Annotated in this window: 14 protein-coding genes, 2 tRNA genes and 1 pseudogene; 11 read left to right on the top strand and 6 right to left on the bottom strand. The window is 61.5% G+C overall.

Annotated elements, in window-relative coordinates:
* Both VG320_RS01625 and VG320_RS01620 read left to right on the top strand, forming a co-directional pair.
* A partial coding sequence (locus VG320_RS01625; RefSeq protein ID WP_327198437.1) for a hypothetical protein occupies window positions 1-263 on the top strand: 263 nt, incomplete at its 5' end.
* Between the two features lie 211 nt (window positions 264-474).
* Entirely contained in the window at window positions 475-1,488 is a 1,014-nt protein-coding gene (locus VG320_RS01620; protein ID WP_327198436.1) for a D-2-hydroxyacid dehydrogenase family protein, read from the top strand.
* Window positions 1,489-1,566: 78 nt separating this feature from the next.
* Here the strand turns inward: VG320_RS01620 and VG320_RS01615 are convergent, their stop codons facing one another.
* Both VG320_RS01615 and VG320_RS01610 read right to left on the bottom strand, forming a co-directional pair.
* Window positions 1,567-2,448 (bottom strand): patatin-like phospholipase family protein, encoded by an 882-nt coding sequence (locus VG320_RS01615; RefSeq protein ID WP_327198435.1) that lies wholly within the window; start codon window positions 2,446-2,448, stop codon window positions 1,567-1,569.
* Between the two features lie 35 nt (window positions 2,449-2,483).
* Window positions 2,484-2,888, bottom strand: a complete 405-nt coding sequence (locus VG320_RS01610; RefSeq protein WP_327198434.1) for a PaaI family thioesterase — start codon at window positions 2,886-2,888, stop codon at window positions 2,484-2,486.
* Between the two features lie 270 nt (window positions 2,889-3,158).
* On the opposite strand from VG320_RS01610, the gene VG320_RS01605 reads away from it, so the two are divergent.
* Window positions 3,159-3,234 (top strand) — tRNA-Lys (locus tag VG320_RS01605).
* 93 nt (window positions 3,235-3,327) lie between these two features.
* Here VG320_RS01605 and VG320_RS01600 read toward each other — a convergent pair.
* Complete coding sequence (locus VG320_RS01600) at window positions 3,328-3,612, bottom strand: hypothetical protein (protein WP_327198433.1); 285 nt, start codon at window positions 3,610-3,612, stop codon at window positions 3,328-3,330.
* A gap of 276 nt (window positions 3,613-3,888) precedes the next feature.
* Between VG320_RS01600 and VG320_RS01595 the strand changes: the two genes are divergently transcribed.
* A complete protein-coding gene (locus VG320_RS01595; protein WP_327198432.1) occupies window positions 3,889-4,206 on the top strand; it encodes a hypothetical protein in 318 nt (105 codons plus the stop codon).
* A 24-nt stretch (window positions 4,207-4,230) separates the two neighbouring features.
* Here the strand turns inward: VG320_RS01595 and VG320_RS01590 are convergent, their stop codons facing one another.
* Window positions 4,231-4,428 carry a hypothetical protein gene (locus VG320_RS01590; protein ID WP_143887397.1) on the bottom strand — a complete coding sequence of 66 codons (198 nt, stop codon included), beginning with the start codon at window positions 4,426-4,428 and terminating at the stop codon, window positions 4,231-4,233.
* A gap of 373 nt (window positions 4,429-4,801) precedes the next feature.
* Here VG320_RS01590 and adh point away from each other — a divergent pair.
* The 3 genes and pseudogenes from adh to VG320_RS01575 all read left to right on the top strand — a co-directional run bounded on the left by adh (window position 4,802) and on the right by VG320_RS01575 (window position 7,397).
* Window positions 4,802-6,321: pseudogene (gene adh / locus VG320_RS01585) on the top strand (aldehyde dehydrogenase).
* A 94-nt stretch (window positions 6,322-6,415) separates the two neighbouring features.
* Entirely contained in the window at window positions 6,416-6,796 is a 381-nt protein-coding gene (locus tag VG320_RS01580) for a DUF779 domain-containing protein (protein WP_327198431.1), read from the top strand.
* 121 nt (window positions 6,797-6,917) lie between these two features.
* Window positions 6,918-7,397, top strand: a complete 480-nt coding sequence (locus tag VG320_RS01575) for a GyrI-like domain-containing protein (protein WP_327198430.1) — start codon at window positions 6,918-6,920, stop codon at window positions 7,395-7,397.
* A 346-nt stretch (window positions 7,398-7,743) separates the two neighbouring features.
* On the opposite strand, the gene rtcR is transcribed toward VG320_RS01575, so the two are convergent.
* Window positions 7,744-9,348 carry an RNA repair transcriptional activator RtcR gene (gene rtcR, locus VG320_RS01570; RefSeq protein ID WP_327198429.1) on the bottom strand — a complete coding sequence of 535 codons (1,605 nt, stop codon included), beginning with the start codon at window positions 9,346-9,348 and terminating at the stop codon, window positions 7,744-7,746.
* Between the two features lie 337 nt (window positions 9,349-9,685).
* Between rtcR and VG320_RS01565 the strand changes: the two genes are divergently transcribed.
* The 4 genes from VG320_RS01565 to VG320_RS01550 all read left to right on the top strand — a co-directional run bounded on the left by VG320_RS01565 (window position 9,686) and on the right by VG320_RS01550 (window position 13,279).
* Window positions 9,686-9,758: transfer RNA gene (locus VG320_RS01565), tRNA-Cys, on the top strand.
* 264 nt (window positions 9,759-10,022) lie between these two features.
* A complete protein-coding gene (locus VG320_RS01560; protein WP_327198428.1) occupies window positions 10,023-11,162 on the top strand; it encodes a slipin family protein in 1,140 nt (379 codons plus the stop codon).
* A gap of 80 nt (window positions 11,163-11,242) precedes the next feature.
* Entirely contained in the window at window positions 11,243-12,466 is a 1,224-nt protein-coding gene (locus VG320_RS01555; protein ID WP_327198427.1) for an RtcB family protein, read from the top strand.
* Window positions 12,467-12,475: 9 nt separating this feature from the next.
* Complete coding sequence (locus VG320_RS01550; protein WP_327198426.1) at window positions 12,476-13,279, top strand: nucleotidyltransferase domain-containing protein; 804 nt, start codon at window positions 12,476-12,478, stop codon at window positions 13,277-13,279.
* Between the two features lie 474 nt (window positions 13,280-13,753).
* On the opposite strand, the gene VG320_RS01545 is transcribed toward VG320_RS01550, so the two are convergent.
* Window positions 13,754-13,974 (bottom strand): hypothetical protein (locus VG320_RS01545; protein ID WP_327198425.1); only part of this gene is annotated, 221 nt, incomplete at its 5' end.

The raw sequence follows: 13,974 nt of genomic DNA, 5'->3' as shown, positions 1-13,974 counted from the left end.
CCAACTGGGCTGATAAAAAATCGTTTCAGGCCCTTTTCGACGCTGCTAGCGAGAGGCGCAACCGCTGCGAATGGGGTATTCCGCTCTATTTCAGACACACTGGTTCGCGCGGATGGGCAGGTCGTCAAGGCCCTTATCGGCGAGGGTTCGCAACCGTCTGTAAAGCGGCTTGCATCGCGGCCCTTCAAGCTGATAAAAGGGAAAAATTCTCGTTCAAAATGTTGCCAGCCGTATTGAGCGCCGTCGCACGAATCGCAAATTGAATGCCCACTTGCTGTCGATTTCCCGTGGTTGTTCCGTGCAACGAAAGGCTTCCCTATATTCATAACAGGCTTCCCGACGCTGCATAGTGGGATAACCACCAGATGAACACCGTGTTGCACCGCGTCAGGACGATGCGTTTTGCCGCCTCGCGACGTGCCTCACCACCCAAGCGCTTTACCGCGATTTGCTACACCCTTTACCCTTGCTGCCATGAAAATTGCCATCCTTGACGACTACCAGGACGCCGTCCGCAAGCTCGACTGCTTTGAACTGCTCGCCGATCACGAGGTCAAGGTCTTCAACAACACCGTGCGCGGCCTCGGCCAGCTCGCCAGCCGCCTCTCGGAAGTCGAAGCACTCGTTCTGATCCGCGAACGCACCCGCATCACCTCGCAACTGCTCGACAAACTCCCGCATCTGCGCATGATCAGCCAGACCGGCAAAGCCGGTCCGCATATCGACATCGCGGCGTGTTCGGAGCGCGGCATTGCGGTGCTCGAAGGCACGGGCTCACCCGTCGCGCCCGCCGAACTCACCTGGGCGCTCATCATGGCCGCGCAGCGCCGCATCCCGCAGTACGTCGCCAATCTGAAACAGGGCGCGTGGCAGCAGTCGGGGCTGAAGACCTCGGCGATGCCGCCTAATTTCGGTCTGGGTCAGGTCCTGCGCGGGCAGACGCTCGGCATCTGGGGCTACGGCAAGATCGGGCGACTGGTGGCCGGCTACGGCAAGGCGTTTGGCATGCGCGTGATCATCTGGGGCCGCGAGCACTCGCTCGAAGCCGCGCGCGCCGACGGTTACGAAGCCGCCGCCAGCCGCGAAGCGCTGTTCGAGGAAAGCGACATCCTCTCGCTGCATCTGCGTCTGCACGACGACACGCGCGGCATCGTCAAGCAGGAGGACCTGCTGCGCATGAAACCGACCTCGCTGCTCGTCAACACGAGCCGCGCGGAGCTGCTGGAAGAAAACGCGCTGCTGGGCGCGCTCTCGCACAATCGCCCCGGCATGGTGGCGATCGACGTGTTCGAAAGCGAGCCGATCCTGCAGGGCTACAGCCTGCTGCGCATGGAAAACGTGATCTGCACGCCGCACATCGGCTATGTGGAGCGCGAGAGCTATGAGCTGTACTTTGGCGCGGCATTCCGCAACATCCTGGCGTTCGACGCGGGCGATCTCTCGCACGTGGCGAATCCGGACGCGCTGCAAGGCGGCCGACGCAAGTAAGCGAAGGCGCTTCGCAAGCAAAAAGGCGACTCAGTTTTTCGCACTGAGCCGCCTTTTTTCGTTTTGCTGGGTACGTTTTTATGCGTGCGCCGCAGCGGCGAGCACGTCGGGCAGACGCTCGAGGAAACGCTGGCCGTCTTCATAGCCGAGATTCCAGGCGTGCTGCATCTGTTGCGGGCTGGTGTAGTCCCAGCTCGAAATCGGCACCTTCGCCGAAGGCTGGATGTAGAGGCGCTGCTGTTCGCCGCCCGCCTGCGTGCGGTGCTTGACCACAAACGTCTGCGGACGCGGATAAAGACGCGTGACCATCACCAGCACGCGACCTGGCGTGTCGTCGAGCGCACCCACGGGCACGTTGTCGACCATGCCACCATCGAGAACCGGACGGCCATTACGTCGCAGAACCGGCGTGAACGGCGGCGTGCACGACGATTGCAGCACGAGATCGGCAAGGTCCTCGACGCGCTCGCAGGCCTGCGCCGTCACGAACTCCGGATGAAAGCCGAGCTTCTGGCCGAGCGTGGGATGCAGCGTCTTGCGGATGTGCTTTTCGATGTTGTAGGCGATCAGACCCGCCGCCACCGCGCTGCGCGCGCCGAGCCAGCGCGGCACATGCGACACGCCGATGCGGATCTCCGGCGCGTCCTGCAGCTTGCCGAACTGCGGCCCATAGATGTCGAGCAGCGCCTGCCGATAGATGCGGTAGTGCGGAAACACCGACTCGCTGCGCAGCAGATTGCCCCAGTAGGCGTTGCGCTTGTTGTGCTTGAGCGCTTCTTCGTAATAGCGCATGACCCACTGGGAGTCGCGCGTGTAGATCATGCAGGCGGTGGCCGCACCGGCCGAGATGCCCGTAATTACGCGCGGACGGATCTGCAACTGCGGCTGCACCACGTCCCAGAATCCCGCCTGCCACCAGCAGCGGTTGCCGCCGCCCGCAAAAACCACCTGATCGAACATGACCTTCGTCTCTTCCGGATACCGAACGCGATAGCTTAGTCCAGCAACGCGTAAGTCGAGGTGGCGTGGACCGCCATCCGGCCCTCTTCGTCGTAGAGTTCTATTTCGCCGAACACCAGATTGCGGCCCATGCGCAGCACGCGCGCCGTGACCGTCACATCGCCCTTGCGCACCGCGCGCATGAAACTGGTGTTGAGCGCGACCGTGGTCATCGGCTTGAACTCGCCGAGCGCCGCCGCGATGGCGACGATCATCGCCGTATCGGCGGCGGCCATGAACACCTGACCGCAGATCACGCCGCCCGCATGGCGCAGTTCGCCGGAAAACGGCAGGCGCAGCGTGGCGCTTTCGTCCGTGACTTCGACCGGCTTCAACCCGAGCACCTTCACCCAGGGCGCCAGCACGCGCTCGAGCAGCGCGTCGATTGCCTTTTCGTCCATCGCTTCTTGCCTGTCCTTGCCTGTCTCGTACTTTGTTGGGATTGTGTGCCACGCGGACCGACCATCGCGCCGCGCAGCGTGGCCACATGATACCGGCAGGGATCGGCAATCGTTGATAAGGCAGGGAAAGCGTGGACGAATATTGGGGTTCGACAGGTGGCTGATAGGGGCGCCCGGAGAGGCGCCTAACCCCGTCCCAAGTTTTTTTAGGAAATTTGCGAAAAGGACTTGCCAAGACTCAAAAGGTCCGGCATAATCTTTCTTCTGTTGGGGGCGTTAGCTCAGTTGGTAGAGCAGCGGACTCTTAATCCGTAGGTCGAGTGTTCGAGTCACTCACGCCCCACCAGCTAATTCATGTGAAAAGCCCGGTCGAAAGACCGGGCTTTTTGCTTTTCTGCGCCGTTTTTCGCGTTCCTCGCGCAATTCCCCCCGCGCGAACTCAAACCGTCGCCGGCACGCGACCCTCCCTGCGCGAGCGCACCGTCATCCGTTCTGGCTTTCTGGGTTGCGGCATCCAACGGCCCAGCGTCTCAAAACCATCAAGCTGGCGCAGCAGCGTATCCACCGTCACCAGTTGCACATGTGTCAGATGGTTCTGCTTGAGCAGCGTATGTAACCGGCGGCGCCAGTAATCCGGGCCCATCACCGGTTCCTCGAAATCACCCGCCAGCGATTGCGGCATCACGCGCGCAATGTGCGCGATTTCCTGTTCGACGAATGTCATGCCCAGCCCTCCCCCGGTGAAATCGATAGTCCTACAATTCTTACGTGTTTCTTATCGTATGACGTAACTGTAGGACGCCGGGAAGGCCGCGCCAGCCTATTCGTTCAGATAGGGGGAAAACGGCCCTTTGCAGGCCTCATGGGCACGCCCGATGCTCGCGGCTGCCACCCTTTGCCTGAGGACACGCCTCACTCGTTTTCGGACTGTTCCGATAGGTCTTTTCTGACGGAAATCAGATCATGACCTGTCTTCGCACTATCCAAAGAGGCAGTTCTCATGCATGGGCATCCCACCGACAAACTCGTCGCCGGCTCGATCGTCGGCGGCATTCTGACCGCATTGCTGGTCGTGCTGATGGTCTGGCTCGACTTTCCGTCCGATCGCCATTACAGCGCGGCGGTCCGGCTGGCCGTGCCAGCGCTCATTTCCGCGTGCCTGCTGTTCCCGCGCCCTCTGTTGCACCGAACCTTGCTGCGCGAGAAACGCGACCCCAACCTGCTCGACGAAGATCTGAACCTGTTGCTGCTCGGCCGCGTGCTTGGTCTGATCGGCGGCATCATCTTCGGAATTTCGCTCGCCTCCGAGATCCTTTAAAGACCGCGTCGGCGCGCGCGGTGCTCAGAGGAAGGGCTTACCGTCCACCTGTTCGTAGACCGGCTTGCCGTCGTCGTCTTCGAACACTTCGAGGTAATTGCGCGCGCCACACAGCGGGCAGCGGAACAGCGGCCCCTGGCCTTCGTTCTTGATCACCACTTCGCTTTGTTCCCACGGGGTGCCGCACGACTGGTTGCGGCAGATGAAGTTTTCTTCGGACATTGCTGATTCTCCTTGCTGTTACGGGTGCAAAGCCTACCGTATGCGCGCCCCGCGCGGCGGTTTTTTCCTGCCGCTGTGCGTTGTTCCCGGCTTGTTCCCGCTTTACTCCCGCCGTTGTTCCCGCTTTGTTCCCGCTTTGTTCCTTTTCTGAGCACGTCCGCCTGGCACTGCGCCGCGACGATACAGCGTCCTCACACCGCTTTTCTCCTGCGCGCCGCTCACGGCACGCCATTCACCCTCGCCTTTTCCCGCCAAAGCCCGCCACGCCGTGACCGCGCCCCCATTGGCACGCTTCTGGCGTAAGCACGCACCGGTTGCGTTGCGCAATGCACGCCCATCCATACCCAGACAGAGCACAACGAGGAGCACATCGATGAATCACGCGGATATGCAGTTTCTGACGACCGAGTTCCCCTACAAAAAACAGTACGGCAATTTCATCGGCGGCGAATGGGTAGCGCCGCTGGGCGGCGAATATTTCGACGATATCTCGCCGATCACCGGCCATCCGTTCACGTCGATTCCGCGCTCGCGCGAAGCCGACATCGAACTCGCGCTCGACGCCGCGCACAAGGCCAAAGCTGCCTGGGGCAAGACCTCGCCCACCGAGCGCGCCAACATCCTGAACCGCATCGCCGATCGCATCGAGCAGAACCTGCACAAACTTGCCGTCGCCGAAACCATCGACAACGGCAAGCCGCTGCGCGAAACGCTCGCCGCCGACATTCCGCTCGCCGCCGATCACTTCCGTTACTTCGCGGGCTGCGTGCGCGCCCAGGAAGGTGGCATCTCCGAGATCGATCACGACACGGTCGCCTATCACTTTCATGAGCCGCTGGGCGTGGACGGTCAGATCAGTCCGTGGAATTTCCCGCTCCGGATGGCCGCCTGGAAGCTCGCGCCCGCGCTGGCCGCCGGCAACTGCGTGGTGCTCAAGCCCGCCGAGCAGACGCCCGCGTCGTTCCTCGTGCTCGTCGAAGTGATTCAGGACCTGCTGCCGCCGGGCGTGCTCAACGTCGTGAACGGGTTTGGCCTGGAAGCCGGCAAGCCGCTCGCATCGAACAAGCGCATCGCCAAGATCGCCTTCACCGGCGAAACGACCACGGGCCGCCTCATCATGCAGTACGCGAGCCAGAACATCATTCCGGTGACGCTGGAACTGGGCGGCAAGAGCCCGAACATCTTCTTCGCGGATGTGCTCGATCACGACGACAGCTACTTCGACAAGGCGCTCGAAGGTTTCGCGATGTTCGCGCTCAATCAGGGCGAAGTCTGCACCTGCCCGTCGCGCGTGCTGATCGACGAGAAAATCTACGACCGCTTCATGGAACGCGCCCTCAAGCGCGTGGCCGCGATCCAGCAAGGCCATCCGCTCGACACGAAAACGATGATCGGCGCGCAGGCTTCGCAGGAGCAGCTCGAAAAAATCCTCTCGTACATCGACCTGGGCAAGCAGGAAGGCGCGCAATGCCTGATCGGCGGCGAACGCAATGCGCTAGCTGGCGAACTGGGCGACGGCTACTACGTGAAGCCGACCGTGTTCCGCGGCCACAACAAGATGCGCATCTTCCAGGAGGAGATTTTCGGACCGGTCGTGTCGGTCACAACCTTCAAGACCGAAGAGGAAGCGCTGGAAATCGCCAACGACACACTTTATGGCCTCGGTGCGGGCGTCTGGACGCGTGACGGTACGCGCGCCTACCGCTTCGGCCGCGAGATCCAGGCCGGGCGCGTGTGGACCAACTGCTACCACGCCTATCCGGCGCACGCGGCGTTGGCGGCTACAAGCAGTCCGGTATCGGCCGCGAGAACCACAAGATGATGCTCGACCACTATCAGCAGACCAAAAACCTGCTGGTGAGCTATAGCGACAAGCCGCTCGGCTTCTTCTAAGCGACCTTCGGACTGTTAGCGCAGATAGCGCTGGTCACGGCGGGCGCCGCATCCGCGGCGCCCGGTTCTTTTCATCGTCAAGGAGCGTCGCGACATGGTCGAACGCGTCACAGCCACTCCCGCCGCGCTCGCGCTGATCGAGCAGCTCGCGGGCGAACACGGTTCCCTGCTCTTCCATCAATCGGGCGGTTGCTGCGACGGCAGCGCGCCGATGTGCTTTCCGCAGGGCGAATTCATGGTCGGCAACGCCGACGTGCAGCTCGGCGAGATCGGCGGCGTGCCGTTCTATATGACCGAATCGCAATTCGAATACTGGCAGCACACGCAACTCATCATCGATGCGGTGCCTGGCAACGGCGGCATGTTTTCGCTGGAGCGGCCCACGGGGCTGCGTTTTCTCACGCGCTCGCGGCTTTATAGCGACGAAGAGAACGCGTGGCTCGATGCGCATCCGGTTACGCGTGTCGGCCTCTGAGACAGCGCGGCCAGATTAGGAACGCCTGCGAAGGCACGGTGCTATCTTGATGCGCATCCCATGCGCTTTCGCGCCCGACCCTGAGCGGCCTTTCGTAGCCGCCGAATCTGGAGACGCCATCATGCAAGATCGCGATGTGAAACTCGTCAATCTAGAGCCTATGGATCTGCTTGCTGTCGGCCACGTCGGCCCGTACATGAAGATCGGCGACGCGTTCTACACGCTCGCGCAGTGGCTCAGCGAACGCAACGTGCGCACGGCCGGCGCGAAGATGGTCGGCATCTATTACGACGATCCGAACACGGTGGAAGCGTCGAAACTGCGCTCGAAAGCCGCGCTGCATCTGGCCGAGGAAACGGACGTGGAAGTTATTTCGCCGGTCGAGCAGATGCAGTTGCGCGGCGGCGCGCATGCGCTGGTGCTGCACAAAGGGCCGTACCAGGGTCTGCAAGAGGCGTGGATGTGGTTTTACAACGAGGGCTTGCAGAAGCTTGGGCGCAAGCCCGATTTTTCGGCGCCGTCGTTCGAGGTGTATCTGAATACCCCGGACGAAGCCGCACCCGAGGACCTCAAGACCGAGCTTTATATTCCGCTGGCCTGAGCGCTGGGTACACGTGGTCTGAAGAGAGCCGCTGGAGAAGTTTTCCAGCGGTTTTTGCGTTTACGCGATCGGGTTCTAGGGTTTTAGGATTTATGTATACGTAAACGTAGTAATAGTTAACAAGCCCCTGGGTAATCTGTGGATAACCGTGGAAAACCATTGAGTAAACAACGCTGTGGAAAATTCATAAGTCTGCGGGCGTAAACGGGAAAATTCCCGGCTGCCTGGGACAACTTTTCCACAGTTTTTCCAGGGGCGAAGTTATCCCCGATTCATGCACAGCAATTTCCTGGGGTTGTCCGCGAGTTATCCGCTGGGTGGTGTGGATAGGTTTGGGCGGTGCGTTTCAGGCTTCGAACGAGCGCTGCACCGCTTCCCAGTCCAGCCCGAACCGCGCGAGATATTTCCGCAGGCGATCCGCATCGTTCGGTTGCTTCTTGCTTTGTCGCGAGACCGCGAACAGCGCCCGTCCCGCTTCCGAAAGACTTGCCGACACGCGGCACACGTCGAGCACCCGTTCCAGTTGCGCGCGGTCGAAAAGATCGAGATCGTCGGCGCCCTCGCCCATCACCGTGGCGATCAGTTCACTCTCATCGCGCCTGCCTGACCAGGTGCGCGTGAGTCGCCCGACTTCCTCTTTCGCGATTGCTTCGGTGATGCGGCCATCGTCGGCGAGCGTCGCCATCCGCGTGATGGAAGCCGAAAACTCGCGGAAATTGCCCGTCCACGCCGCGCCCGAGGATGTCGCGAACGAGAGGTATTGCCGCTTTGCCTCGACGTTGAATCGAACCCGCTCGCCCTGCTCGCGCCCGAAGCGGTCGAGTTCGAATTCGAGATTGGGCTCGATGTCCTCGCGGCGCTGTGCGAGTCCCGGAAGCTCGTAAGTCCACAGATTGATCCGCGCGTAAAGGTCTTCGCGGAATGTGCCCGCCGCCACCATCTGCCGCAGGTCTCGATGTGTGCCGGCGATCAGCTCGAAATCGCTCATCACTTCGGTATCCGAACCAAATGGAAAGAACCGTTTTTCCTCGACGGCCTTGAGCAGCATCGCCTGTTCGTCGAGCCCTAGTTCGCCGATTTCATCGAGAAATAGCAGGCCGCCATCTGCCGCGCGCAGCAGTCCGGCGCGCGCGGTTTGCGCGCCCGTGAACGCGCCCTTCACATGGCCAAAAAGCGTGGACATCGCGGCGTCGCCTCGCAGCGTCGCACAGTTGACCTCGATAAACGGACCCGCGAGCCGATGACGCCCACGCTTGAGTTCGTAGACACGCTTCGCAAGAAATGACTTGCCCGCGCCAGTCGGCCCGACCAGCAGCATCGGCGCGCGTGAGCGCACCGCCACGCGTTCGAGTTGCGCGATCAGTGCGTTGAACTGCGCGTTGCGCGTGGCGATGCCGGCCTTGAGAAACGAGACGGTTTCGTCGCGCTCGCGCGTGAAGCGCTGCGCGATGCGGTTGTAGCGCGAGAGATCGAGGTCGATGACCGAAATCGTGCCCGGCCCGCTCGGGCCTTCGTCGGTGCGTTGCGGCGGCGCAGTCTGTACGAGTCGCGCGGGCAGATAGCGCGCTTCCGCGAGCAGGAACCAGCAGATCTGCGCGACGTGCGTGCCGGTCGTGATGTGGATCAGGTAGTCCTCGCGTTCGAGATCGAACGGGTAAGCCCGCGCGTAGTCGTGCAGCGCTGCGTAGACCTCTTCGAAATCCCACGGATCGCCAATCGCCAGCGGTGTGAGACAGACCTCGGTGTGCGGCGACAGACGCGCGAGATCGTCCTTGATGCGATTCGCGAGCCTGTCGTAGTCGGGCGAGTGCAGGAGTTCGAGCCGGTCGATCGGCCAGCCGGGTTGCGAACACAAGGAAATCGTCGGCCGCCACTTCTGCCAGCGGCGCGGCGCGCGGCCACCCTGATCGAGCACGGTGCCGAGAAATCCGATCGCGACGGTCTTACGCATGGCTATCCAAAAAGATAAGAGGCGATCTGATTGTATAGAAACAAGTAGAAATTCCGCCGCCGTTTGCCGCCTCGTTTGCACGCGATCAAATTAATTTTTCTCGTGAGTTCAATGGCTTACGAAATTTTTCATACAAGAAGTCCCGCACTGGCACGCTCCTCGCTAAATAAGCCACAGCCTGATGTCCCGCTGGCCTACGAGCCAAGGTTCAAAAGCCTTGCTGGTGCGCCGCCGCCGAACTTGTTCGTCGTGGCAGCGCATGTCGCTATGGACAGACGATGGCCAATGGGCGCGCCTGGCGTGCCGTGTTCGGGTTCGATTCCCGGAGCGCCCACCATGTTCGATAGCTCGACCTGGTAGAGCAGCCGGCGCAAGCCGGACGGTAGCGGGTTCAAATCCCGTTCGAACGCTGTCCGCAAGGACAGATTCTCGATAAGCAGTACCCGTCGGTGTGGGCCGCGAGGCCCGCCGCGCGTCGCACCGGTTGCGGCGCCGCGCGAACGGCCGGGCGGCCGAAGCGGCCAGTGCAAACGGACGCAACGACACGGAGCAGAACGTCGTTGCCAACGTCTGTGCGAACCCTTCGCCCGCTCACCCGTTCGCGTCGCGCCCTGATCCGTGCGGCGCGCGCCAGCCGGCCATTGGTGAAGAATCGAATAATAAGGATAACGAATATGTGGATGCGTCATGTAGTGAAAAAGAACGAACGCGCGCTCTTGATGAACGAGGGCGATTTCATGAAAGTGCTGGAACCGGGTGTGTTCCGCGCCCTCGATCCCTTCAAGCGCCTCTCGGTGCAGACCGCGCAACTGGATGCGCCGCTCGCCGATACCGCGTTGGCCGACTGGCTGCGCCGCGATGCGCAAGACGTGCTCGCGCAGCACTTCGTCGCGATGGATCTCGCCGATGACGAAGCGGGCCTGCGTTATGCAGACGGCGTACTGGTCGAAATTTTGCCGCCTGGAACGCGCCGCCTGTACTGGCGTGGACTCGTCGAACATCGCCTCGATCGCGTGGATTTCGCACAAAACGGCGAGCTGGATGCCGCACTCACGAAGCGCCTGATGCAGCCTGCGCTGCGCGCACGCGGCATCGCGGGCTTGAACGGCGTACTGCTTGCGCAGGTGCCGGCGTACCACGTCGGCGTGCTGAAGATCGACGGCAAGGTCGAGCGCTTGCTCGACGCCGGTCTTGCGGCGTTCTGGCGTTTTGGCCGCGAAGTGGCCGTCGAACTCGTCGATCTGCGTGTGCAGGCGCTCGAAGTGGGCGGCCAGGAAATCCTCACGCGAGACAAGGTCTCGCTGCGGTTGAACCTTGCCGCGACGTGGTGCTACGCAGACGTGCTGCGCGCCTTCGGACAGTTGCAGAAACCCGCCGATCATCTCTATCGCGAACTGCAGTTTGCCTTGCGTGCGGCCGTTGGCACGCGCACGCTGGACGAGTTGCTCGAAGACAAGCAGATGATCGACGAAGTCGTGATCGCGCAGGTACGCTCGCGGCTCGCGGATTCAGGTCTGGAGATTCGCAGCGTGGGCGTGAAGGACATCGTGCTGCCGGGAGACATGAAGACGATCCTCGCGCAGGTGGTCGAGGCCGAGAAGGCCGCGCAGGCCAACGTGATCCGTCGCCGCGAAGAAACGGCGGCGACGCGTTCGCTGCTGAATACGGCGAAAGTGATGGAAGAGAACCCGACGGCGCTGCGGCTCAAGGAGCTGGAAACGCTTGAGCGCGTCGCGGAACGGATCGACCGTATCTCCGTGTTTGGCGGGCTGGATCAGGTGCTCAACGGCCTCGTCAGCATCAAGCCGGCGTGACAGGTAGCGAAAGATAGAAACGACGGGAGGGCGGCGCAAACGCGCCGCGCCTCACGCAATAAAGCATTCAGGTGAAGCAAATGAGCGAACTCGATTATCAGGTGATGGAACTGGCGCACGGCAAGCCGGTGAAGATGTGGACGAACGGCGTAGCCGTCGAGGACGAAGCGCGCACGCAACTGCGCAACACGGCGCAGATGCCGTTCATCTTTCGTCATGTGGCGGTGATGCCCGACGTGCACCTTGGCAAAGGCTCGACGATCGGCAGCGTGATTCCGACGCAGGGCGCGATCATCCCGGCGGCGGTGGGCGTGGATATCGGCTGCGGCATGATGGCCGCGCGCACGACGCTCACGGCCAGCGATTTGCCAGACTCCCTCGCGGGTCTGCGCGGTGCGATAGAACGCGCGGTGCCGCACGGGCGCGCGCCGGGCCGCCGCGATCCGGGCGCGTGGGGCAACCGCGCGCCGGCCACGGTGGATGCGATGTGGAAAACGCTGGAGCCGGGCTTTCGGCGCATCGTTGCGAAGCATCCGAAGCTCGAAAAGACCAACCACTACACGCATCTCGGCACGCTCGGCACGGGCAATCACTTCATCGAAGTCTGTCTGGATGAAAGCGAACGTGTGTGGTTCATGCTGCACAGCGGTTCGCGTGGCGTCGGTAATGCGATTGGCAGCCTGTTCATCGAACTGGCGCAGCAGGACATGCGCCAGCACATCGCCAATCTGCCGGATCGCAACCTCGCGTATCTGACCGAGGGCAGCCAGCACTTCGACGACTATGTCGAAGCCGTCGGCTGGGCACAGGACTACGCGCGCCAGAACCGGCAAGCGATGATGGAAGCGGTGATTGGTGCGGCGCGTGCGGCGATCGGCAAGCCGTTCGAGATCGACGGGCACGCGGTGAACTGCCACCACAACTACGTGCAGCGCGAACGCCACTTCGGCGAGGACGTGCTGGTGACGCGCAAGGGCGCGGTGTCCGCGCAGAAAGGACAGCTTGGGATCATTCCGGGTTCGATGGGTGCGAAGAGTTTCATCGTGCGCGGTCTTGGCAACGAAGAAAGCTTTTGTTCGTGCAGCCATGGAGCGGGGCGCACGATGAGCCGTACCGAGGCAAAGCGCCGCTTCACCGTCGCGGATCAGGTAGCGGCGACACAGGGCGTCGAGTGCCGCAAGGATGCGGGCGTCGTCGACGAAATTCCGATGGCGTACAAGGACATCGATGCGGTGATGGCCGCGCAGCGCAGTCTTGTGGAAGTCGTGCACACGCTAAGACAGGTGGTGTGCGTGAAGGGATAGGAGAAAAAGATGGGGAGTACTGAAAACTTCGGCGTTGTGCGCAGCGCTCATCCGGTCGAGCCTGAAGTGCGCTCGCGAGTACTCGCCGAACTCGACGATATCGAGCGTCGGCATGACGTGAAGGTGCTGTTTGCGTGCGAGTCGGGCAGTCGTGGGTGGGGTTTCGCTTCGCCGGATAGTGACTACGACGTGCGCTTTGTTTATGTGCATCGGCGCGACTGGTATTTGCGCGTCGAGCCGCAGCGCGACGTGATCGAGAGGCCGCTCGACGATGTGCTCGACGTGAGCGGCTGGGAATTGCGCAAGGCGTTGCAGTTGCTGCATCGCTCGAATCCGACTCTGCTGGAGTGGCTCGATTCGCCGGTCCTGTATCGCGAGCACGCGCATTGGGCGCCTCGTTTGCGCTCGCTGGCAACGGCGTTCTTTTCGCCGTTGCGTGGGCGGCATCACTATCTGTCGATGGCGAAGAAGAACTTTCGCGGCTATCTGCAGGGCGATACGGTGCGGTACAAGAAGTATCTCTATGTGCTGCGGCCGTTGCTCGCGGTTCGATGGATCGATATGGGCCTGGGCATGCCGCCGATGCGGTTTGCGGATCTCGTCGCCGGGACGGTGCATGAAGCGGCAGTTGTCGCCGAGCTTGATGCGCTGCTGGAGCTGAAGATGAGAGCGGGCGAGGGCGAGTATGGACCGCGTCGGCCTGCAATCCATGCACTGATCGAGACGATGCTCGCCGATGCGGAGCATGATCGCGAATACAAGCGGCCGTGGGGGAGGCGGCGATGCTTGATGGGCTTTTGCGGGACGTGCTGAGCGAGGGATGAAAGCAGGGAGAGAAATGGAAAAGACCCATAGGCCGGGAAGCCTATGGGTCTTTTTTTCAGCTTAAGCGGCTATCGACATGAAGCTCTGTGAGTGGTCGGAAAAGCTGTCTTTGGCCACTTTGACGAATCAAGGACTTAGCCATCAATTATGAAATCCTGCCCCCTCGCTTTGCCAGAATAGGTGTCTTTCGACCGCGTGATTGTCACAAAAGCTGTCGCTCGCGGCATCGCTTTACGCACCGATCTAGCGGTAATTCGCCGCCCCCCTCTGAGCCGACGATAAATCCGAACCAACGTGCTGATAGGGACCGCCCGATGCCGCCGGTCTGGGCGTTGTCCTATGAACCGAGGATCGCCGCGCCACGAACTCCCTTGCGCGAAGATTTTTTCGCCCAGCGCCTGCGCTAACCATTGTCCGACATTAGCTGAATTCGTCTCGAACAGGATCGAGTTGACATCTCACCTACATTTCGCTGCGCCGCTCATCTGTATTGAAAATTCGCAGTTGTTTCTTGGGAGTGCCGTCATCGTGAATGGCTTCGTGTCTCCCTATCAATTCGCCAACGTAGTGGATCGCGGCGCGCGCGGTTTGCAGAGAGCCCATAAGATGCTCTACGAAATTCGTGCGTGAATAATGCTCTATGAATGCACTCTTTCTTGTTGTTGTCGGCTCGCCATCATGCA

This window comes from Paraburkholderia sp. (genome assembly GCF_035948235.1).
Taxonomy (GTDB): Bacteria; Pseudomonadota; Gammaproteobacteria; order Burkholderiales; family Burkholderiaceae; genus Paraburkholderia.
The sequence above is the reverse complement of the archived record's forward strand: the minus strand, read 5'-3'. Positions and strand labels throughout refer to the sequence as shown.

Excerpts from the sequence above, each read along its gene's own strand:
- VG320_RS01560 (WP_327198428.1), top strand. The coding sequence starts at position 10,023 with ATGTGGATGCGTCATGTAGTGAAAAAGAACGAACGCGCGCTCTTGATG.
- VG320_RS01600 (WP_327198433.1), bottom strand. The coding sequence starts at position 3,612 with ATGACATTCGTCGAACAGGAAATCGCGCACATTGCGCGCGTGATGCCG.
- VG320_RS01610 (WP_327198434.1), bottom strand. The coding sequence starts at position 2,888 with ATGGACGAAAAGGCAATCGACGCGCTGCTCGAGCGCGTGCTGGCGCCC.
- rtcR (WP_327198429.1), bottom strand. The coding sequence starts at position 9,348 with ATGCGTAAGACCGTCGCGATCGGATTTCTCGGCACCGTGCTCGATCAG.
- VG320_RS01590 (WP_143887397.1), bottom strand. The coding sequence starts at position 4,428 with ATGTCCGAAGAAAACTTCATCTGCCGCAACCAGTCGTGCGGCACCCCG.
- VG320_RS01580 (WP_327198431.1), top strand. The coding sequence starts at position 6,416 with ATGGTCGAACGCGTCACAGCCACTCCCGCCGCGCTCGCGCTGATCGAG.
- VG320_RS01595 (WP_327198432.1), top strand. The coding sequence starts at position 3,889 with ATGCATGGGCATCCCACCGACAAACTCGTCGCCGGCTCGATCGTCGGC.
- VG320_RS01555 (WP_327198427.1), top strand. The coding sequence starts at position 11,243 with ATGAGCGAACTCGATTATCAGGTGATGGAACTGGCGCACGGCAAGCCG.
- VG320_RS01550 (WP_327198426.1), top strand. The coding sequence starts at position 12,476 with ATGGGGAGTACTGAAAACTTCGGCGTTGTGCGCAGCGCTCATCCGGTC.
- VG320_RS01575 (WP_327198430.1), top strand. The coding sequence starts at position 6,918 with ATGCAAGATCGCGATGTGAAACTCGTCAATCTAGAGCCTATGGATCTG.
- VG320_RS01615 (WP_327198435.1), bottom strand. The coding sequence starts at position 2,448 with ATGTTCGATCAGGTGGTTTTTGCGGGCGGCGGCAACCGCTGCTGGTGG.
- VG320_RS01620 (WP_327198436.1), top strand. The coding sequence starts at position 475 with ATGAAAATTGCCATCCTTGACGACTACCAGGACGCCGTCCGCAAGCTC.